The organism is Streptomyces sp. NPDC097107, from assembly GCF_044762405.1.
Lineage (GTDB): Bacteria > Actinomycetota > Actinomycetes > Streptomycetales > Streptomycetaceae > Streptomyces > Streptomyces thinghirensis.
This window is the reverse complement of sequence record NZ_JBIWEF010000003.1, coordinates 445,497-465,748: the sequence shown is the minus strand read 5'-3', so window position 1 is coordinate 465,748 and position 20,252 is coordinate 445,497. Positions and strand designations below refer to the sequence as shown.

The 20,252-nt window shown below is 72.6% G+C and carries 14 protein-coding genes and 5 pseudogenes; 9 read left to right on the top strand and 10 right to left on the bottom strand.

Annotated features, from left to right (window positions below; all coding sequences use genetic code 11):
* Positions 1-49 precede the first annotated feature (49 nt).
* The 3 genes and pseudogenes from ACIQ1J_RS09335 to ACIQ1J_RS09325 form a co-directional block, all read left to right on the top strand.
* Positions 50-331, top strand: a pseudogene (locus ACIQ1J_RS09335) (arginine-ornithine antiporter); the annotation flags it as partial.
* 109 nt (positions 332-440) lie between these two features.
* Entirely contained in the window at positions 441-563 is a 123-nt protein-coding gene (locus tag ACIQ1J_RS09330) for a hypothetical protein (protein WP_403555829.1), read from the top strand.
* A 58-nt stretch (positions 564-621) separates the two neighbouring features.
* Entirely contained in the window at positions 622-1,884 is a 1,263-nt protein-coding gene (locus ACIQ1J_RS09325) for an arginine deiminase (RefSeq protein WP_403555520.1), read from the top strand.
* 69 nt (positions 1,885-1,953) lie between these two features.
* On the opposite strand, the gene ACIQ1J_RS09320 is transcribed toward ACIQ1J_RS09325, so the two are convergent.
* The gene (locus ACIQ1J_RS09320) at positions 1,954-2,265 is read right to left on the bottom strand and encodes a hypothetical protein (protein ID WP_403555518.1); all 312 of its coding nucleotides are present in this window, start codon (positions 2,263-2,265) and stop codon (positions 1,954-1,956) included.
* Positions 2,266-2,551: 286 nt separating this feature from the next.
* On the opposite strand from ACIQ1J_RS09320, the gene ACIQ1J_RS09315 reads away from it, so the two are divergent.
* Entirely contained in the window at positions 2,552-3,010 is a 459-nt protein-coding gene (locus ACIQ1J_RS09315) for a hypothetical protein (protein WP_403555516.1), read from the top strand.
* Between the two features lie 13 nt (positions 3,011-3,023).
* Here ACIQ1J_RS09315 and ACIQ1J_RS09310 read toward each other — a convergent pair whose 3' ends face one another.
* Positions 3,024-5,399, bottom strand: a complete 2,376-nt coding sequence (locus ACIQ1J_RS09310) for a glycoside hydrolase family 65 protein (RefSeq protein ID WP_403555514.1) — start codon at positions 5,397-5,399, stop codon at positions 3,024-3,026.
* Entirely contained in the window at positions 5,396-7,786 is a 2,391-nt protein-coding gene (locus tag ACIQ1J_RS09305; protein ID WP_403555512.1) for a phosphoketolase, read from the bottom strand. The genes ACIQ1J_RS09310 and ACIQ1J_RS09305 overlap by 4 nt, the downstream gene beginning before the upstream one ends.
* Before the next feature lie 328 nt (positions 7,787-8,114).
* Between ACIQ1J_RS09305 and ACIQ1J_RS09300 the strand changes: the two are divergent.
* The 3 genes and pseudogenes from ACIQ1J_RS09300 to ACIQ1J_RS09290 form a co-directional block, all read left to right on the top strand.
* Positions 8,115-8,651 (top strand): annotated as a pseudogene (locus ACIQ1J_RS09300) (rhodanese-like domain-containing protein); the annotation flags it as partial.
* A gap of 40 nt (positions 8,652-8,691) precedes the next feature.
* On the top strand, positions 8,692-9,369 hold the full coding sequence (locus ACIQ1J_RS09295) for a TetR family transcriptional regulator (protein WP_403555510.1): 678 nt from the start codon (positions 8,692-8,694) through the stop codon (positions 9,367-9,369).
* 93 nt (positions 9,370-9,462) lie between these two features.
* On the top strand, positions 9,463-11,037 hold the full coding sequence (locus ACIQ1J_RS09290; protein ID WP_403555819.1) for an MDR family MFS transporter: 1,575 nt from the start codon (positions 9,463-9,465) through the stop codon (positions 11,035-11,037).
* Positions 11,038-11,230: 193 nt separating this feature from the next.
* On the opposite strand, the gene ACIQ1J_RS09285 is transcribed toward ACIQ1J_RS09290, so the two are convergent.
* Positions 11,231-11,743: a GNAT family N-acetyltransferase gene (locus ACIQ1J_RS09285; RefSeq protein ID WP_403555508.1), complete on the bottom strand. Its 513-nt coding sequence runs from the start codon at positions 11,741-11,743 to the stop codon at positions 11,231-11,233.
* A gap of 169 nt (positions 11,744-11,912) precedes the next feature.
* Here ACIQ1J_RS09285 and ACIQ1J_RS09280 point away from each other — a divergent pair.
* Positions 11,913-12,399: pseudogene (locus ACIQ1J_RS09280) on the top strand (GNAT family N-acetyltransferase); the annotation flags it as partial.
* Positions 12,400-12,449: 50 nt separating this feature from the next.
* Here the strand turns inward: ACIQ1J_RS09280 and ACIQ1J_RS09275 are convergent.
* Positions 12,450-13,685, bottom strand: a complete 1,236-nt coding sequence (locus ACIQ1J_RS09275) for a phosphatidylserine/phosphatidylglycerophosphate/cardiolipin synthase family protein (protein ID WP_403555506.1) — start codon at positions 13,683-13,685, stop codon at positions 12,450-12,452.
* Positions 13,686-13,937: 252 nt separating this feature from the next.
* Here ACIQ1J_RS09275 and ACIQ1J_RS09270 point away from each other — a divergent pair, with 252 nt between their 5' ends.
* Positions 13,938-14,390: a flavodoxin family protein gene (locus tag ACIQ1J_RS09270; RefSeq protein WP_121745389.1), complete on the top strand. Its 453-nt coding sequence runs from the start codon at positions 13,938-13,940 to the stop codon at positions 14,388-14,390.
* Positions 14,391-14,557: 167 nt separating this feature from the next.
* On the opposite strand, the gene ACIQ1J_RS09265 is transcribed toward ACIQ1J_RS09270, so the two are convergent.
* The 5 genes and pseudogenes from ACIQ1J_RS09265 to ACIQ1J_RS09245 form a co-directional block, all read right to left on the bottom strand.
* On the bottom strand, positions 14,558-16,204 hold the full coding sequence (locus tag ACIQ1J_RS09265; RefSeq protein ID WP_403555504.1) for a hypothetical protein: 1,647 nt from the start codon (positions 16,202-16,204) through the stop codon (positions 14,558-14,560).
* A pseudogene (locus tag ACIQ1J_RS09260) lies at positions 16,201-18,029 on the bottom strand (flavin-containing monooxygenase). The gene ACIQ1J_RS09265 and the pseudogene ACIQ1J_RS09260 overlap by 4 nt, the downstream one beginning before the upstream one ends.
* A gap of 124 nt (positions 18,030-18,153) precedes the next feature.
* Complete coding sequence (locus ACIQ1J_RS09255; protein WP_403555502.1) at positions 18,154-18,897, bottom strand: response regulator transcription factor; 744 nt, start codon at positions 18,895-18,897, stop codon at positions 18,154-18,156.
* A gap of 149 nt (positions 18,898-19,046) precedes the next feature.
* A pseudogene (locus tag ACIQ1J_RS09250) lies at positions 19,047-19,316 on the bottom strand (fasciclin domain-containing protein); the annotation flags it as partial.
* Between the two features lie 2 nt (positions 19,317-19,318).
* Positions 19,319-20,251 carry a M56 family metallopeptidase gene (locus ACIQ1J_RS09245; RefSeq protein WP_210958312.1) on the bottom strand — a complete coding sequence of 311 codons (933 nt, stop codon included), beginning with the start codon at positions 20,249-20,251 and terminating at the stop codon, positions 19,319-19,321.
* Position 20,252 lies beyond the last annotated feature (1 nt).

The following is a 20,252-nucleotide window of genomic DNA, read 5'->3' as shown; positions in this document are numbered from 1 at the left end:
CCATGTGATGCACAGTGGTCGCAATCGCTCGGCGACCCAGAGGGACGGCATGTCACAGGCCGCTGCTTCCGACACCGACGGGGATTCCCCGCCGGCCGCCAAGCTGCCGCTGTTCACCCTGACCGCCATGGTCGTCGGCTCGATGGTGGGCGCCGGGGTGTTCTCGCCGCCGGGACGGTTCGCCGAGGAGACCGGCGTCGCGGGGGCGCTGATCGCCTGGGCCGTCGCCGGCACGGGCATGCCGATGCCGGCCTTGGTCTTCCAGTCGCTCGCCGTACGCAGACCCGGCCTGGACGCCGGTGTGTACGCGTACGCCGAGGCCGGCTCCGGTCGTCGGTGTCGTCGCCACCCTGTACACCGCGTTCCTGCTGTACGCGGCCGGACTGTAACTCCTGCTGGCCTCCTTCATCCTCTACGCCCCGGCGACCGCCCTGTTCGTGATGGCCCGCCGCGAACAGGGCCGACGGCTCTCCTCGCCCGGGGAACTCGTCGTGCTGGCCGTCTCCGTGGTCGGCGCGGTGCTCGGCATCGTGGCCCTGGCCGCCGGATGGATCAACCTGTGAGCCGCGTCCCCGTCGCTTCCCCTCCCCCGGCTCGTCCCGCATCCTTCAAGGAGGCCGTGTGAACAGCAATGAGAGCGCCGCGACGCCCGCGCTCGGCGTCCACTCCGAGGTCGGCAGGCTGCGCAAGGTCCTGGTGTGCTCCCCCGGCCTGGCGCACCGGCGGCTCACCCCGGCCAACTCCGACGACCTGCTCTTCGACGACGTGATGTGGGTGGAGAACGCCCAGCGCGACCATGCCGCGTTCGTCGGCGAGCTGCGCCGGCGCGGGGTGGAGGTGGTGGAGCTGCACGACCTGCTGGCGCAGATCATGGCGATCCCGGCGGCGAAGGCATGGCTCCTGGACCGGAAGATCACCGCCAACCAGGTCGGCATCGGCCTCATCGACGCGACCCGCGCCTACCTGGAGACCCTGTCGCCCAGGGAACTGGCCGAGTACCTCGTCGGCGGGCTGGCCACCGGCGACCTGCCCGAGGACTTCCGCTCCTCCCACCTCACGCTGGCCCGCGAATCCACCGGCGCGCGCGAGTACCTGATGCCGCCCCTGCCCAACACGCTGTACACCCGCGACACGACCTGCTGGCTGTACGGCGGGCTCACCCTCAACCCGCTGTACTGGCCCGCGCGGCACGACGAGACGCTGCTGATGAAGGCGATCTACACCTTCCATCCCGACTTCAGGGGCTCGGCAGTGTGGTGGGGCGATCCCGAGCTCGACTGGGGCGAGGCCACCTTCGAGGGTGGCGACATCATGCCGGTGGGCAACGGCGTCGTGCTGATGGGCATGAGCGAGCGGACCTCACGGCAGGCCATCACCCAGGTGGCCGCCGCGCTGTTCCGCAACGGCGCCGCGCGGCACGTCGTGGTCGCCGGGATGCCGAAGCTGCGGTCCGCCATGCACCTGGACACGGTGTTCACCTTCGCCGACCGGGACGTGGTCACCCTCTACCCCCGCATCATGGACGGGGTGCACACCTTCTCCCTGCGTCCCGGAGACCGCGCGCCCGGCTTCGACGTCGTCGACGAGGGCACCACCCCCTTCGTGGACGTAGTCGCCAAGGCGCTCGGGCTGTCCTCGCTGCGGGTGGTGGAGACGGGCGGCGACGCCTACGCCTCCGAACGCCAGCAGTGGGACAGCGGCAACAACGCCGTCGCCGTGGAACCCGGCGTGGTGTTCACCTATGACCGCAACACCCTCACCAACGCCCTGCTGCGCGAGGCCCGCATCGAGGTCGTCACCATCGTGGGCGCGGAACTGGGCCGGGGGCGCGGCGGAGGGCACCGCATGACGTGCCCGTTGGTACGGGACCCCGTCGACTTCTGAGCGCGTGTCCCGCGGGCACGCCCCGCCCGTCACCGCCCCTCACCGCCCCTCACCGCCCCTCACCGCCCCTCACCGGCAGAACCCGTACGCCTGCTCCAGCCACCGGTGCAGTGCCGTGTGCACGCTGCCCGGCAGCTCGCTGAGCTGGGCGATGGCGGCACGGTCCCCGACGGAGGGCGCGATGCCCGCCGCGGTCAGCAGGGCGAGCAGGTCCAGGCGGCGCAGGTCGACGGGGTCGATGCGACTGGGGACGCGTTCGGCCGGGTCGGGCTGCTGGAGCAGGAAGTCGCCCTGGGCGTCACGGGAGCGCGAGCGCGCCGGGTCGGCGGCGGTCGGGGCAGTCGGGGCAGTCGGGGCAGTCGGGGCAGTCATCGTGTGCATACCGCGGTCCTCCACTTGACGGGTCGCCGTTCTTGACGGCATGAGACACCTGGGCGGCGACGGTGGTTGCGGACCGCCCCGAGGACCACACGGTGGATGCAGTCGGCGCCTTATCGCACCAACCGGCCCGGCACGGGCGCCGGCCGACAGGCGTCCCACGTCCCCGTAACCCACGGCACGGCCCGCGTTGCTCCGTACGAGTGGTGGGTTTCCGGGCACGGCCGTACGGTCGGTACGGGGAGACGGAGAGCGGAGACAAGCGACCCCGAGACGGCCGGGAGCAGACATGGGCAGGAACCCGATGAGGGCAGCGGTCACGCTCTGTGCCGCCGCCGCGCTCGCAGCACCCCTGGGCACGGCCTCCGCCGCACCGACGGCGGAGCGGGCGACATCGACACAGCCGACGCGGGACCCCGTGCTCGTCGACTGCTCACGGCAACCGGAGGTACGGCCCGAGGCGTTCCTGCTGGCCTGCGGTGACGGCAACAGCCGCCTGGTGTCGCTGCACTGGTCCCGGTGGGACGCGAACGCCGCGGTCGGCCGGGGCAGCAACGCCATCAACGACTGCGACCCGTACTGCGCCGCGGGCACGTTCCACTCGTATCCCGTGACCGTCCGGCTCGACCAGCCGCGGGCCTGGGAGAAGGACCCGGGCGAGCGGCACTACACGCGGATGACGCTGACCTACACCGACGGCAGGCCGGACGGAGCCCCCCGCGTCGTGACCTACTCCCTGTGGGCCTGACGGGACGGAGCGGTCAGTCCGGGAGCGCGAGGCGGCAGGTGTCGCCCGGCTGGAGGCGCACCGCGCGGTCCGGCAGCCGGACGTCGAACGGCAGGCTGCCGGACGCCGGCACGGCGATCTCCAGGCTGCCGTGCTCCAGCCGGAGCCGTACGCCCCAGTGGCCCTGGTAGCGGATGGAGAACCCGTACGACGACAGCTCCGGCAGCGGCACCGGGTCCAGCCACAGGGCGCCCGCACGGGTCTCCAGTCCGGTCAGACCGCGCTGGACCAGGTCGAGGGTGCCGGCCATGGCGCCGAGGTGAATGCCCTCGCCGGTGGTGCCGCCCTGGAGGTCGGCGACGTCGCCCTTGAGGGCCTCCTGGCAGAACGTCCAGGCCTCGGCGCGGCGGGCCCGGGCCAGAAGCCATCCGTGGACGAGCCCGCTGAGGGTGGAGCCGTGGCTGGTGCGGGCCAGGTAGTAGTCGACGGTGCGCTGCCAGGCCGACTCGCCCAGGCGGTACCCCAGCCGCTCGAAGAGCGAGCGGAGTTCGGCCGGTGAGAAGAGGTAGCCCAGCATCAGTACGTCGGCCTGCTTGGACGCCTGGTAGTTGTTGACGCTGTCGTCCTCGGCCTCCAGGACGCGGTCGAGGCGCCGGATGTCGCCGTGGCGCCGGCGCAGGCCCTCCCAGTCGAGTTCGGCGAGGTCGCCGTACCCGTCGAACTGGCTGACGACGCCCTCGTGGAAGGGCACGTGCAGGGTGCGGGAGACGTCCTCCCACTGTTCCAGTTCGCCGTCGTGCAGGGCGGTGCGCTCGACGAGTTCCCGGCGGCGGGGTTCGGGCAGGTCCGCCAGGACCTCCAGGGTGCGGGACAGGACCCAGGCGGCGGTGACGTTGGTGTACGCGTTGTCGTCGAGGCCCGGTCGTACGGCGCCGGGGTAGGCCTCGTGGTACTCGTCGGGGCCGACGACGCCCCTGATGCGGTGCCTCCCCAGGTGCTCGTCCCAGGTGGCGGAGTCCGCCCAGAAGCGCGCGATCTGCAGCAGCATCTCGGCACCCTTGGTGTGCAGGAACTCCTCGTCGCCGCTCGCCTCGCAGTATTGCCACACGTTGTAGGCGATCGCCGACCCCACATGGTGCTGGAGGTGCGAGTGGTCCGGCAGCCAGCGGCCCGAGTGCGGGTTGAGGTGGAGCTGCTGGGTCTCCTCGCGTCCGTCGCTGCCGCTCTGCCACGGGTACAGCGCGCCGCGCCTGCCGATCGCGCGGGCCGCGGCACGGGCCCGTTCCAGGCGGCGGTGCCGGTAGTGGAGCAGGGCCCGTGACACCTCGGGGAAGTGCAGGTTGAGGTAGGGCAGGACGAACAGCTCGTCCCAGAAGACATGTCCCCGGTACGCCTCCCCGTGCAGTCCGCGGGCCGGTACACCCACGTCGAGGTCGGCGGTGTGCGGGGAGAGGGTCTGCAGCACGTGGAAGAGGTGCAGCCGCAGGATGCTGCCCGCCTCGCCGGGTACGTCGAGTTCGGCGCGGCGCCACAACTGGCCCCAGGCCGTCCGGTGCGACACCAGCAGTTCGTCGAAGCCGGGGGCGTCGGCCACCCGGTCCACGGCGGCCTGCAGCGGATCGCTGATCGCCGGGTCGCGTGAGGTGTGCAGGGCCACGACCTTGTCGACGGTGACGGTGCGGCCCGGTGTCGCCCGCAGGGTCGTGCGCTGGGTGACCCGCAGGTGTTCCCGCGCCGGGGTGACCGGCGCGTCGGCCGTCGCGCGGGCCGCCAGGCCGACCCGGATGTCCGAGGTGCGGGTGCGGCAGCGCAGCCAGACCGTGCCGTCATCGGCGCTGCCGGTGTGCACGTGGGTCAGGTGGCGGCCCTCCAGGTCCCGGTAGCGCGGAACCCCGGAGTTGGTGACGCCGCCGTCGAGGGCCGCCTCCACCTCGAGGTCCGCCGTGCCCGCGTCGACCGTGAACTCCGTGCGCATCGCGGCGAGATGGGGATCCGCCATGTGCACCAGGCGCAGCTGGCGCACGGACAGCACACGTCCCCCGCCGAGCGCGAAGCGGGTGCGGCGCTCCAGCATGCCCGAGTCCAGATGCACGGTCTGGCGGTGGTCGAGTACGTCGGCGGTGTCCGGCGTGAGCCAGTCCCCTCCGGCGACCCGGAAGCGCAGCGGCAGCCAGTTCGGAAGGTTGACCACGTCCTCATTCTCCACGTCGCGTCCGGCGACGTGGGAGGTGAGCCGGTTGTAGCAGCCGGCCACGTAGGTGCCCGGGTAGTGCACGTCGTCCGCGACGCACTCGGGCAGCGCGCCCCGGGTGGCGAAGTAGCCGTTGCCGAGTGTGCACAGCGACTCGCGCAGCCGCTCCTCGGCGGGGTCGTAGTGGACGTAGTCCCAGGTCGTGGGCGTCGCCGTCACCGGGAGCCCGCCCAGGACCAGTCGGCGACCTCGGGCAGGTCCACTCCGTGTTCGCGGATCCAGTCGTGGTGGCGCAGCCTGGCGTCCTCCATGCGCTGCCGTACGGCCGCCGCGCGCACGGCGAGGCCGGGTACGCGGTCGATGACGTCCATGACCAGGCGGTAGCGGTCCATGTCGTTGCCGACGACCATGTCGAAGGGCGTGGTCGTGGTCCCGACCTCCTTGTAGCCGCGCACGTGCAGATGTGCGTGGCCGGTGCGCCGGTAGGCGAGCCGGTGGATCAGCCAGGGGTAGCCGTGGTAGGCGAAGATGACCGGCTTGTCGGCGGTGAACAGGCCGTCGTACTCGAAGTCGCTCATGCCGTGCGGGTGTTCCCCGCTGGGCAGCAGCCGGGCGATGTCGACGACGTTGACCACCCGTACGGCGAGGTCGGGCAGGTGGCGGCGGATCAGCTGGGCGGCGGCCAGTACCTCCTGGGTCGGGACGTCGCCCGCGCAGGCGAGCACCACGTCGGGGTCACGGCTGCCGTCCTCGGTACCGGCCCAGTCCCAGATGCCGGCGCCCCGGGCGCAGTGCACCTTCGCCTGTTCCATGGACAGCCAGTCGAAGCAGGGCTGCTTGCCGGCGACGATCACGTTGACGTAGTCGCGGCTGCGCAGGGCGTGGTCGGCGACGGAGAGCAGGGTGTTGGCGTCCGGCGGCAGGTAGACCCGCACGGCCTCGGGGCTCTTGTTGAGGATGTGGTCGACGAAGCCGGGGTCCTGGTGGGAGAAGCCGTTGTGGTCCTGGCGCCACACATGGGAGGTGAGCAGGTAGTTGAGGGAGGCGATGGGGGCGCGCCAGGGCAGGCGGCGGGTCACGCGCAGCCACTTGACGTGCTGGTTGACCATCGAGTCGACGATGTGGACGAACGCCTCGTAGCAGGAGAAGAGTCCGTGCCGGCCGGTGAGGAGGTAGCCCTCCAGCCAGCCCTGGCAGGTGTGTTCGGAGAGGATCTCCATCACGCGGCCGTGCCGGTCGAGGTCCTCGTCGACGGGCAGCGTCCGTTCCTGCCATGTCTTGCCGCTGGCGGTGTAGACGGCCTGGAGGCGGTTGGAGGCGGTCTCGTCGGGGCCGACGAGGCGGAAGTCGCGCCGGTCTGCGGTGGCGGCCATGACGTCCGCCAGCAGGTCGCCCAGGACCCGGGTGGGTTCGTGCGTGCTCGCGCCGGGTTCGTCGACGGGGACGGCGTACTTCTCCAGTGGCGGCAGGGGCAGCTCGCGCAGCAGGAGCCCGCCGTTGGCGAAGGGGGTGGCGCCCAGTCGGCGTGCCCCCTGCGGGACGGTGGCGAGGACCGCGGGCCGCGGTGCCCCGGCGTCGTCGAACAGCTCCTCGGGCCGGTAGGAGCGCAGCCACTGCTCCAGCTGCGCGAGGTGCTCCGGATTGGTCCGTACGGCGGACAGGGGCACCTGGTGGGCGCGCCAGGTGTTCTCCACGGGCAGGCCGTCGACCTCGGCCGGGCCGGTCCAGCCCTTGGGGGTGCGCAGTACGATCACCGGCCAGCGGGGGCGGTCGCCGGCGCCGTCCTGGCGGGCGGCGCGCTGGATGGCGGCGATGCGGTCCAGGGCGGTGTCCATGGCGTGGGCCATCGTGCGGTGGACGGCGGCCGGTTCGTCGCCGGTGACGTGGATCGGGTCGTGGCCGTAGCCGCGCAGGAGTTCGTCGAGTTCGGCCTCGGGGAGGCGGGCGAGCACCGTCGGGTTGGCGATCTTGTAGCCGTTGAGGTGCAGGATCGGCAGGACGGCGCCGTCGTTGACCGGGTCGAGGAACTTGTCGGAGTGCCAGGACGTCGCCAGCGGGCCGGTCTCCGCCTCGCCGTCGCCGATCACGCAGGCGACCACCAGGCCGGGGTGGTCGAAAGCGGCGCCGTAGGCGTGCGAGAGCGAGTAGCCGAGCTCGCCGCCCTCGTGGATGGAGCCCGGCGTCTCGGGTGCGACATGGCTCGGCACGCCGCCGGGGAACGAGAACTGCTTGAACAGCCGGCCCATTCCGCTCGCGTCCCGGGTGATGTCCGGGTAGGTCTCGGTGTACGAGCCCTCCAGCCACGAGTTGGCCAGGACGGCGGGCCCGCCGTGGCCGGGACCCCAGACGCACAGGGCGTCGAGGTCCCGGGCCTTGATCACCCGGTTGAGGTGGGTGTGGACCAGGTTGAGACCGGGTGAGGTGCCCCAGTGGCCGAGCAGCCGGGGCTTGACGTGCTCGGGGCGCAGTGGCTCGGTCAGCAGGGGATTGGCCATCAGATAGATCTGGCCGACGGAGAGGTAATTCGCGGCGCGCCAGTGGGCGTCCAGACCGGCGAGCTCCTCGTCCGTGAGCCCGGAGGGCGCCTGCTGCGTGTCGGCGGACATCGGTGGTCCTTTCCGTGTCGGGACAGCGGTCGGGCCGGGTGGGCACTGGTGTCCCGTGCACATCCCAACCCTGCGCAGACCGGTCGGGTACCCGACAGGGCCGTTCGGATCACGTCGGTTCCCGAACGGGGGCCGGGCCTCCGTACCGGGAGGCGGTGTGTGACACGAGCAGTGCGGCCGGCACCGGCGCCGACCCCGGTGCCGACCGCACTGCTGCGTCGTTTACCCCAACTTCCCTGACGCACGCAGAAGTTGTGTACGCGTGCGGAGCCCATGCCTCCGTCGCCCCAATACCCCCCGAGTACCTTTGTCACGGTGGAGTACCGGCCTGGCAGTGGACCGCCTCGGCGGGTTCACCGCCGTCGACCGTCCGCTCCCCCGGTGAGTACGCCGGCGGCCACCTCCCAGGCGCGCACAACGTTCCGCTGGAGCGGCTCGACGAGGCCGCGGGGCCCTGACGGCGGCCGCCGCGCGCGGGCCGCTGCTGCTCGTGTGCGCCTCCGGGGCCCGGTCCGCCAAGGGCTGCGCGCGCCTGGCCGCGCGTGGCGTCGAGGCCGCCACCCTCCAGGGCGGCACCGGCGCGTGGGCGGCGGCCGGCCACCCGGCCGAGCGTCCGGCCGGGGCCCGCACGCCGTGGCCCATGGACCGGCAGGTGCGCCTCGCCGCCGGGTCGCTCGTCGCCGCCGGCTTCCTGGCGGGTCGCGTCCGGCGTCCCGGGCACTGGCTCGGCGCCATCGGCGCGGGCCTGGTCTTCTCGGGCGCGACCAACACCTGCGGCATGGCCGCCGTGCTGGCCAGGCTGCCGCCCAACCGGCCCACGGGGGACGCCGTCCCGTTCGAGGAGACGCCGGCGCGACTGGAGGGCCGAGAACCCGAATTTTGCATGCCGTGCATCTTTGCATACCATGCAACTTATGTCGGAGAAGAGTGCCGCGGGAGGCGGGCTGCGGGAGCGGAAGAAGCGGGCCACGCGCGCCGCCCTCACCGAGGCCGCGGTACGCCTCGCCGCCGAACACGGAGCGGAGAAGGTCACCGTCGAGGCGATCAGCTCCGCGGCCGGTGTGTCGGTGCGAACCTTCTTCAACTACTTCGACACCCGCGACGACGCCTTCGTCGTCATCGACGTCGACGCGGGGGTACGCCTGCGGCACGCCGTACTCGACGCACCGGCCGGTCTCTCCCCGCTGGAAGCCCTGCGCGAAGCCATGGCGGCCGAGCTGGCCGAGGCGGAGCAGCACCACGAGCTGTGGCGGCTGCACGCCGAGGTGCTGCATGCCTCACCGCACCTCCTGGCACGCGGCGTCGGGGCGCACGTGGCGGCCGAGGCGGACCTGGCGGAAGCCATCGCCGAACGCCTCCGCGGCGCCGGGGGCGGCGATCGGCCCGGTTCCGGGACCGGAGGCGGCGAGGAACGGCGCGCGGCGCCGGGCCTCTACCCGCGGCTGCTGGCCTCGGTGGCGAACGCCGCGGTGCGGACCAGCATGGACCACTGGTCCGCCCATCAGGAGGACGCCGCCTTCCTCGACGTGTTCCACGAGGTGTTCGCCCTCCTCGCCGCCGGCCTCCCGGCACCTCCCGCGTAGCCTCCGCGCCGGGCTCGCGCGACCCATCAGACCACCACCGAAAGAGATGCTGTGACCGCATCCCAGGCGCCCGCCGACGCGCCTCCCACCTCCATGACCCCACGGCAGATACTCCAGGCCATGTCCGGCCTGATGGCCGGTATGTTCGTCGCCATCCTGGCCGGCACCGTCGTCTCCAACGCGCTGCCCACGATCATCGCCGACCTGGGCGCCAGCCAGTCCTCCTACACCTGGGTCGTCACCTCCGAACTGCTGGCGATGACCGCGACGGTGCCCCTGTGGGGCAAGCTGTCCGACCTCTTCAACAAGAAGCTCCTGCTGCAGCTCTCACTGGCCATGTTCGTGGTCGGCTCGCTGCTGGCCGGCTTCTCCCACGGTGTCGGACTGCTGATCTTCAGCCGGGTCGTGCAGGGCATCGGCGCGGGTGGTCTGACCGCCCTCGCGCAGGTCGTGATGGCCTCCGTCATCCCGCCCCGCCAACTGGGCAAGTACGCCGGCATCTTCGGTGCCGTCTTCGCCGTGGGCACCGTGGCCGGTCCGCTGATCGGCGGTGTCCTGGTGGACACCTCGTGGCTGGGCTGGCGCTGGTGCTTCTTCATCGGCGTGCCGTTCGCGCTGCTCGCCATCGCGCTGCTGCAGCGCACGCTGCGGCTGCCCACCGTGTCTCGCAAGGTGCGCATCGACTGGCTCGGCGCCTTCCTGATCGTCGCCGGCGTCTGCGCGCTGCTCATCTGGGTGTCGCTGGCCGGCAACGAGTTCGACTGGGCGTCCTGGCAGACCGGTGCGCTCGCCGGCGGTGGCGTGCTGCTGCTGGTCGCCGCGGTCTTCGTCGAAGGCCGTACCCCCGAGCCGGTCATCCCGCTCGACATCTTCCGCAATCGCACGGTCACGCTGACCACCGTCGCCAGCCTCCTGGTCGGCGTCGCCATGTTCGGCGGGACCGTCTTCCTCTCGCAGTACTTCCAGGTCTCCCTGGGCAAGTCGCCGACCGTCGCGGGCCTGATGAGCCTGCCCATGATCCTCGGCCTGCTGGTGTCGTCCACCGTCGCCGGGCAGGTGATCAGCCGGACCGGCAAGTGGAAGCGGTACCTGGTGGCGGGCGCGGCCCTGATGGCCGTCGGCCTCGCGCTGCTCGCCACGATCGACGCGAAGACGCACTTCGGTCTGCTCAGCCTGTACATGGCGATCCTCGGCGTCGGCGTCGGCATGCTGATGCAGAATCTGGTGCTGGCCGCGCAGAACGACGTGCCCGCCGCCGACCTGGGCGCCGCGACGTCCGTACTGTCCTTCTTCCGCAGCATGGGCGGCACCATCGGCGTCAGCGTCCTCGGCGCGATCCTCGCCAACCGGGTCGCCAGTGAGATGACCAAGGGGCTCAGCAACGCGGGCATCACCGTTCCCGGCGGTGAGGGCTCGGGCGAGGGCAGCGTCCCGGACATGTCCACGCTGCCCGCACCGATGCGGTCCATCGTCGAGCACGCCTACGGTGTCGCCACGGCCGACCTGTTCCTCGTCGCCACGCCGTTCGCGCTGCTGGCGCTGGTCGCCGTCGTGTTCCTGAAGGAGAAGCCGCTCAAGACCACCAGCGGCATGGAGCGCCTCGCCGAGGAGTCCGGAGAAGCGGCCGCCGTTCCGGCCGGCAAGGGCCCGGCGGCGCCGGTCGGCTGACCGCCGGCGGGCATACCCGCACCCCCCGACGGGGCCGCTCACCGACCCCGGTGGGCGGCCCCGTCGAGGTATGCGGCCCGCCTCGGCCGCGGGCCACCGCGATCGAGGCGGCCAGGCGCTCCCCGCCTCGTAGGTCGGCTGCTGGTCGAAGGCGGCGTAGCGGCCGCTGCCTGCGGCGTGGCGACCGCTGCCGTCAGATGCCGAACGGTGCCGCGTAGCGGACGGTGCCGGCGGGCAGCGGGTGGGCGGCGTCCAGGGTGAGGGCCATGAGGGCCTCGTCCGGGACGTCGATGGTCAGGCCGATGCCGTGGGCGGAGGCCCGGCCGAAGCCGAACCGCGGGTAGTACTCGGGGTGTCCGAGGACGACGACATGGCGCTCGCCCATACGCCCGGCCGCGGCGAGCGCCGCCCGGACGGCCGCAGCGCCGGCGCCGCCATTCTGCCGATCGGGCCGGACGGCGACGGGTGCCAGGCAGAGCGCCGGGCTGTCCCCGATGTGGCAGCGGGTCAGCAGGGCGTGGCCCACGGGGCGGTCGTCGTCGTCCACCGCGACGAGGGACAGTCCGTCGATCCAGGCCTCGGGGTCGGCGCGCAGGGCGTCGACGAGGACGGCCTCTTCCGGCGTGGGGAAGGCGGTGCGGACGATGTCACGGATGACGGGGACGTCGGCGCCGGTCTCGGCGCGTGTGTTCCAGGTGTGGGTCATGACGGGATGAGGATCCGTTTCCGGGTTGCGTTCGACTGGGTCAGGCCATGGTCCGGGACGTGAGGGAGACCCGGGCGCTGGCGCCTTCCCGGGCTCGGACCCGTATCCGCGGGGGAGGCTGTCTTCATGCCCTGGAGGGCCGGTCGATCAGTCCCCGAGAAGGAGTCCCATGTCAGTCGTTGTGCGCCCCGCGACCGCTGCCGACCGTCCGACAGTGGAGCGGTTGTGGCTGATGTTCCGCCATGACATGTCGGAGACGGATGGCCAGCTGCCGGGCCCGGACGGAACCTTCCGCGCCGACCGGCTCCGGACGGCCTTCACCGACGCCGACTGGGCGCCGTACCTGCTGACGAGCGGGAACCGCCCCGCCGGTTTCGCGTTCGTGCGCAACCTGACCGGCCGGGTCCGTGTGCTGAACAGCTTCTTCGTCGTCCGCGGGGGGGCGCAGGAGAGGGATCGGCCTGCGGGCCGTCCAGGAGATCGTGGCCAGGCACCCGGGGCAGTGGGAAGTCGCCTTCCAGGACGCCAACCAGGCCGCGGTTCGCTTCTGGCGCCGCGTCGCCGCCGAGATCGCGGGCGAGGCCTGGGCCGAGGAGCGCAGGCCGGTACCCCATCGCCCGGACCTGCCCCCGGACGTCTGGATCTCCTTCGGCGTGGGCTCCACGGGCACGAGCTGAACCGGCCGATCGGGCGGCCGTAGCCCGGCTCACAGGAACCGGCGGACGGGCCGGACGGCGACCTCGCGCACCCGCTGGACGGCGGAGCGTCTCTTCCACCGGCCCGCCCTGATCAGGGTGCTGGCCTCGATGTCCGCCTCGAAGTGCTCGTCCAGTGTCGCGGTGAACTCCGGGTTCAGCACGGCCAGCATGACCTCCTCGTCGTGGTCGAGAGAGCGGCGGTTGAAGTTGGTCGAGCCGATCAGGGCGGCGACGCGGTCGACGGTGATGACTTTGGCGTGCATCATCGTCGGCTGGTACTGGTAGATCTTCACCCCGCACGCGGTGAGGTCCTCGTAGTAGTGCTGCCCGGCCAACTGGCAGACCCGTTTGTCGGTGTGCGGCCCGGGCAGCACGATCTCCACCTCGACCCCGCGGCGAGCGGCGGCGCACAGCAGCTCGACGAAGTACTCGTCCGGTGAGAAGTAGGCGGTGGCCAGGCGGAAGCGTTCCTCGGCCGACTCCAGCATCACGCGGATCAGGGTCTGCATGTCCTGCCAGCCGAAGCTCGCCGAACCGCGCACCACCTGGACGATCGCGTCGCCCTGGCGCGGGTGCGTGACGAACCGGTCCCGGTCGTCGAAGAGTTCGTCGTGGCACTCCGCCCAGTTCTGCGCGAAGGCCGCGGCGACGCCGTCCACCGCGGGGCCGCGGACCTCGACGTGGGTGTCACGCCACTCGTGCGGATTGCGCGCGTCACCGCACCACTCCTGGGCGATCCCCACCCCGCCGGTGAAGGCGGTCTCCTCGTCGACGACGAGGACCTTGCGGTGACAGCGGTGGTTCTGCTTGAGCGGCGACAGGTACAGCGGCTTGCGGAACCACGCCACCTGCACCCCGGCCCGCTCCATCGTCCGCAGCTGCTCGGCCTCGATCAGCCTGCTGCCGAACCCGTCCAGCAGCAGCCGGACCCGCACCCCGGCACGGGCCCGCTCCGCGAGGGCCTCGGCGAAGCGGCGGGCTATGTCGCCCTTCCAGTACACGAACGTCATCATGTCCACCGTGTGCTCGGCACGGCGGATACCGGCCAGCATCGCGGCGAAGATCTCGTCCCCGTTGCGCAGGACGGTGAGCGCGTTGCCCTCGGTCGCCGCGATCCCGATCAGCCGCTCCAGACGCCGCCGTATCCGCGTGACGCGGGCGTCGGCCGAGGCAGTGGCGGCGGCCGCCCCCGACGCCTTCGGGGCCGGCGGGGTCAGTCCGGGCGATTCCTGCGTACTGGTCATGCCATTCCCTGGCCGGATCACGATGAGGAAACCTCGGGCCGCGGCGCCCGGTCCGGCACGGGCTGAGCGGCGAGCCGACTGTACCCCCGGCCCCGGGCCCTCGCGGACCCTCCCCACTCGCCCGGGCCGCCTGGAGGGGCCGGCCGGCATTCCGTCCGGCCGGGTACCCGTCGGACGCCGCCGGCCGCCGCTCCACGCCGGCCCGGTGGTGTTTCTTGCGGCCGGTGGGTGCCGGACGGCAGGCTTCGGGGTGTGGCCACTTTGCTCATCGTGCATCACACGCCGTCGCCGAACTGCCAGGCGATGCTGGAAGCCGTCGTGTCCGGGGCGACCGCGCCGGAGATCGAGGGGGTGCGGGTGGTCCGGCGCGCGGCGCTGGCGGCCACCGCCGTCGACGTGCTGGAGGCCGACGGATACCTGCTGGGCACCCCGGCGAACCTCGGCTACATGTCCGGGGCGCTGAAGCACTTCTTCGACCAGGTCTACTACCCCTGCCTGGACCAGACCCGGGGCCGGCCCTTCGGCTACTACGTGCACGGCGGCAGCGACACCACCGGCGCGGTGCGCGCCGTCGAGTCGGTCACGACGGGCCTCGCCTGGCAGCGCGCGGCGCCGGTGGTGAGCGTGGCCGGCGGGCCCGGCAAGGCCGATCTGGAGGCCTGCTGGGAACTGGGGGCCACGCTCGCCGCCGGGCTGATGGACTGACCGGCCCGGCGCGGGGCCGGAGCGGGCCGAAGGCCCCGGACACGAGGAGGCGGGCCGGCGCTCGCGCCGCACGGTATGCCGCCCGCTCCCTCGTCCGGGCACTCCCTGACGGGACGCCGACGGCCTGCGCGGGGATGCTGACGGGACGCTGACGCGCCCGCCGCACGTCAGGCGTCGGCCGGTGACCGAGACAGGTGCAGGACCGTGCCCTCCCCGTTGGCCGACAGCAGGAGCGAGCCGTCCGGGGCTGCGGCGAGTCCGGCGAAGCGGGGCGCCAGGCCCGGCATGCCGCCCGCGAACAGCGCGGGCTCGGTGCGGGGGACGACGCCCGGGGGCGGCCCGACGGGGAGGTGCTCCGCCTCGACCCGGGTCTCTCCGGTGGTGAGCGAGATCGCCCGGAGCGTGCGGCGAGTGGTCTCCACCGTGAACAGGTCGTCGCCGAAGGCTGCCAGGCCCTGTGGTGCGCCCAGCCCGTCCGCGAGGGTCGTCGTCCGGCCTTCGCCACCGTCGCCGTCGCCGTGGTGGACGCGGAGCACCGATCCGGCGCGTTCGTCGCTCACGTAACAGCGGCCCGCGTCGTCGAACGCCACGTCGACCGGGTGGCCGAGCCCTTCCGCCAGCACGGTGACCGCGTCCCCGGAGCCGATGGCCACGACCCGGCCTGCCCCCGCCTCCGCGACGACGAGGGAGCCGTCCGGTCCGACCGCGATGCCGAGGGGCCGGTCGAGCCCGGTCGCCCGGGTCCGGGAACCGCGGCGCGCGGGATCGTACGTGACGACCGTGCCGTACTGCGAGGTGAGGTGCAGCAGGTCGCCGTCGGCGGCGATGCCGTGAGCGAAGGTGAGCAGGGTGAGGGTCGTCACGTCACCGCCGGTGCCTTCGCCGGGCGGTCCCGGGCTCGCCACCCGGTAGTGGTCGGCCGCGTGCACCGTGCCGCCCAGGTCGATCGTGACGCCGTACGGTCCGTCGAGGCCGCGCGGCACGATGTCGCGGGTCCGGCCGTCGGGGTGCAGCTCGGTGACGCCGCCGCTGGCGTAGCTGGAGACGAACATGCGGTTGTCCGCGTCGAACGCGGCGTTGTCCAGACCGGTCAGTCCGCTGGTGACGAGGGTGCGGGAGCCGGTGCCGTGCAGGTCGACGCGGGTCACGATGCCCTCCACGCCCCGGGAGAGGACGTGGAGGACGCCGCCCTGGTCGAAACGGACGGCGACCGGTTCGTGCACGTTCTCGGCGACCACCTCGGGCACGCCGCCGTCGGGCGGGATGCGCCAGACCTGCCCCGTGATCATGTGCGGGTAGTACAGGTGGCCGTCCGGGCCGAGCTGCATGGCGTTGCCGAGGGCGAGTCCGCCGGTGAGCACGACCGGGTCGCCGCCGTCCGGGAAGAGTTCCAGCAGGCGGCCGTCGGGCTTCATCTCGTTGACGAAGAGACGGTCGCCGACGCAGGTGATGCCGTTGGGGTTGGTCACGGCCGCGGAGACGAGGCTGTACTCACCTGCGGGGTCGCGGCGCCACACCCGGCCGGGCACCAGGTCGGCGACGTACATCGAACCGTCCGCGCCGAAGGCGAGGTCGTCCGGCGACTGGATCGGGCCGTCCATCGGTACGACCACGTCGACGTCGCCGGTCTCGGGGTCGACGGCGCTGATCTGCCCGGCGAGGAACTGGGCGACGTACAGCCGGCCGTCGGGGCCGAACGCGACACCGTTGGAACCCCAGAGCCGGTTGGGCCGGTTGAGGCGGCTCACCCGTCGGCACGGGCTGGTGACGCGGTGGTCGCCGGTCGGGTCGAAGCGGCTGGGCGCGGCCGTCACGGCTGCCCGCCCTCGACGATGACCTCGGCCATGCCGCCGTCCGCGCGCCAGCGGCGGAGGAGTTCGTGGAAGGCGACCGGGCCGTCGCCGTACGCCTGGCTGTGCTCCCGGGGCCTGCCCTCGTTGTTGTAGTAGCCGGGGGTGCACTCGGCCTGGAAGGCGTACAGGTCGGCCGCTTTCTCGCGGATGGTGGCGACCCAGGCGTCCTGGGCCTCGGCGGTCGGTTCGACGTACCGGGCGCGCCGATCCCGGGCCCGCGCGACGATCTCGGCGACGTGGGTGGCCTGTTCGTCGAGGATGTGGACGTAGTTGACCGCGCTGGCGTTCTGCAGCGGTCCGAGCTGGAAGAAGTTGGGGAAGCCGTGGCTGTAGAAGCCGTGGAGCGTCTTCGGGCCGCTCTGCCAGGCCTCCAGCAGTGGCACGCCTCCCCTGCCGTACACGGGGAGCCTGCCGGACAGGACGCCGGAGATCCCGGTCTCGAATCCGGTGGAGAAGATCACGCAGTCGACCTCGTACTCCTCTCCCCCGGTCACGACGGCGTGCTCGGTGATCCGCTCCACGCCGTGGCTGTCGGCGGTGTCGACGAGGGTGACGTTGGGGCGGTTGAAGGTCTGGAGGTAGTGGTCGCTGAAGGTGGGCCGCTTGCACATGTAGCGGTACCAGGGCTTGAGCTTCGCGGCCGTCGCCGGGTCCCGGACGACGGCGTCCACGCGGTCCCGCAGTTCGTTCATCTTCTGGAAGTCGGCGAGCTCGTAGGCGAGCTCGCGTTCCTCGGGTGCGAGGTCCGCGTAGCCGTCGGTCGGGATCAGCTTCTGCTGGAGGCGGGCGGTACTGGTCCAGGCGTCACCGACCATGTCCTCGTCCGTCCCGACGCCGGTGACGGTCTGCAGGAAGTTGTCCCGGCGGCGCCGCTGCCAGCCCGGTTCCAGGGACTTCGCCCACTCGGGATCGGTGGGGCCGTTGTCCCGGACGTCGACCGAGGAGGGGGTGCGCTGGAACACGTACAGGTGCTGGGCGTCGGCTCCGAGGTGCGGGACCGCCTGGACGGCCGTGGCGCCGGTGCCGACGAGGGCGACGCGCTTGTCCGCGAGGCCGCGCAGGCCGCCGCTCGCGTCACCGCCGGTGTAGTCGTAGTCCCAGCGGCTGGTGTGGAAGACATGCCCCTTGAAGGTCTCGATGCCGGGAATGCCGGGCAGTTTGGCCTGGCTGAGGGTGCCGCTGGCGACCACCACCCAGCGGGCCCTGATCCGGTCGCCCCGGTCGGTGGTGACGGTCCACTCCGCCTCGCTCTCGTTCCAGTGCAGGCCGGTGGCCCGGGTCTGGAAGCAGGCGTCGTCGTAGAGGCCGAAGTGCCGTGCTATCGCCTGCGCGTGCCGGCGGATCTCCTCCCCCGGCGCGTACTTCCACTTGGGGACGTAGCCGATCTCCTCCAGCAGGGGCAGATAGACGTACGACTCGATGTCGCAGTGGATGCCCGGGTAGCGGTTCCAGTACCAGGTGCCACCGAAGTCGCCGCCCTGCTCGATCACCCGGATCGAGGCCACGCCGGCCTGCCGCAGCCGCGCCCCGGCGAGCAGACCGCCGAAGCCGCCACCGATGACGAGTGCCTCGACGCGGTCGGTCAGGGGCGGCCTGGTGTACTCGGGTCTGCGTGGGGGTCGGTGTCGAAGGAGTCGAAGGCGCCGGTGGGCCGCCGGTACTGGGAGTTGCCGTCCGGGCGGACCCGGCGGTCGCGCTCCGCGCGGTATTTGGCGCGCAGGGCCTCCGGGTCGAAACCCAGCTCGTGGGGGCCGGGAGTGAGGGGTGAGGTGTGGGGGGCGGACATGCGCGTCCTGGTTCCTCTCTGCGGGCGGTGCCGGTCGGGCACAGTCAAGCGAACCAGTCGGACAACTCCCTGACAGTCGGCCGTCGACGACCGCACGTGGTGCACGTCACAGAGTCGGGGACGGTCAGAGACGGGCGGGCCGCCCCAGCCAGTAGCCGAATCCCCGGCGGGTGTGGATCAGCGTGTCTCCCTCCTCGTCGACCTTGCGGCGCAGCCGCGAGACGAGCCGTTCCACGGCGCCGGAGGTCGGCAGGTCGGACCAGACGTGACGGCCGAGCTGCTCCTTGGACAGCACCCGTTCCGCGTGCTGGAGGAGGCAGCGCAGCAGCCGGTACTCGCTGGGGGTGAGCGCGATGGGGCGCCGTCCGCGCCGCGCCCGGCAGGACGCCTCGTCCAGGACCAGGTCGTCGTAGCGCAGGGCGAGGGCCGGTCCGGCCGGCTCGGCCGCCCGGACCAGCCGCTCGGCGGTGGCGAGGATCTCCGCCGTCTGCACCGGCCCGTCCCCGGCGCCGGACCGCATGCTGCCGAGGAATTCACCGCCGGCGAGCAGGAGCACCGGCGGTCGGACGGGCGCGGCGAGGCTGCCGGTCCGGCCCCCGAGCCGGTGCAGGTCCGGCAGCGTCACGTCGAGGACGACCAGGTCGAAGCACCGCTCGGTCAGCCGGGCCATGGCCTGGGCACCACCCCGCGCCAGGACGACCCGGTAGCCCGCCAGCCGCAGCGTGCTCCGCAGCAGCTCCGCGGTGCGGTCGTCACCGACGGTGAGCAGGACGTACGGCACGCCCGCACGGCGTGCGGACTCCCCACCGCGGGACTCGCGCGCGTACGGGTCGGCCGGGGCCGCAGGGGCGGACGGCGGCTTGGGCATGCGCGCCATTTTAGCCGTCGCTTGCGTTACTCAAGCAATGCGGTCGTTCTCTGTCGGCGGTCGTTCTCGGTCGGCGGTCGTTCCCGGCCATGCCGACGGGCCGGGGGCGGCCGACTGCCTGACCGCCCCCGGCGCCACCCGCCCACCCGTCAGCTCCTGGGCATCAGGACGGTGTCGATGATGTACACGTTGGCGTTGGCGGTCTGCACGTTGCCGCAGACGACCTTGGCCGGGTCGTCGACCGTGTGGGACTCGTCCGAGCCGGACGTGGTCAGCTTGGACTTCTGCAGCGTCTCGAAGGAGCCGTTCTCCAGGTACCCGGGAGCGAGCTTCCGGCCCACGACGTGCCCGGGAGCGAGCTTCCGGCCCACGACGTGGCAGGTCAGGATGTCGGTGAGCATCGCCTTGTCGTTGAGGACGCTCAGAGGGGCGTCGCGGCGCGGAGGATGAGGAACATCGTGACGGCGGCGTTCGCGGACGACATCGCCGACACGGCGGTTCCGGCGGCCGCGGCCCATGCCGCCAGGCCCACCGAGGTGAAGACCGAGGGCCAGGTGCGGACGGCGGGAGCGGGGCCCAGCAGGGCCGCCACCCGGCGTGGTACCGGACCGGGTGCCGCCAGGCCGGCGAGGGTGGCGACCGGGGTGCCCCGGGAGACGAGGGCCGCCTTGCCGATCGCGGTCGCCACCGCTCGGCGGCTGCCGACCGCCCGCGCGGCCGCCTCGTCCGCCCACCGCTCCGCCGTGTAGGACACGGCGGTACGCAGTGGCCGCAGGAACGGGTTGGCCAGGGCGGCGAGCCGGACGGCCAGCAGGAAGCGATGGTGCCGGCCGGTCAGGTGGGCCCGCTCGTGGGCGAACAGCGCGCGCCGCTCGGCCGGTGCGAGGCAGTCGAGCAGGGCCGTGGTCACCACCACCCGGTCCCGGCGTCCGCCGGGCAGCGCGTACGCGTAGGGCACGTCGTCCGGCAGTACGGCCACCGCGGTGCCCGGCAGGCCGGCCAGCGCGCGGTGGGCACGGCGACGCACCCTGCCGTGCCGCCACAGGGCTCGCGCCGAGGCCACGACCACCGCGCACAGCGCGGGGATCGCCGCCTTGCCGACGACCTCGTCGTACGGCACCGCCGCCCGCACCTCGGGGTCGGACCAGCCGTCCGGCAGGGGGTTGCCCGGCAGCTGCGCGGTCCCGACCACCATCACCAGGGCCAGGCACACCGTGCTGCACAGGGCCATCACCGCGGCCACGGCGGTGAGCAGCCGGGTCGCGGTGCGCGGGTGCAGATGCTGTTCCGCCAGCCGGGCGATCGGCCACGCCGTCAACGGCAGGACCAGCGGCAGAAAGACGAATACCCCCATG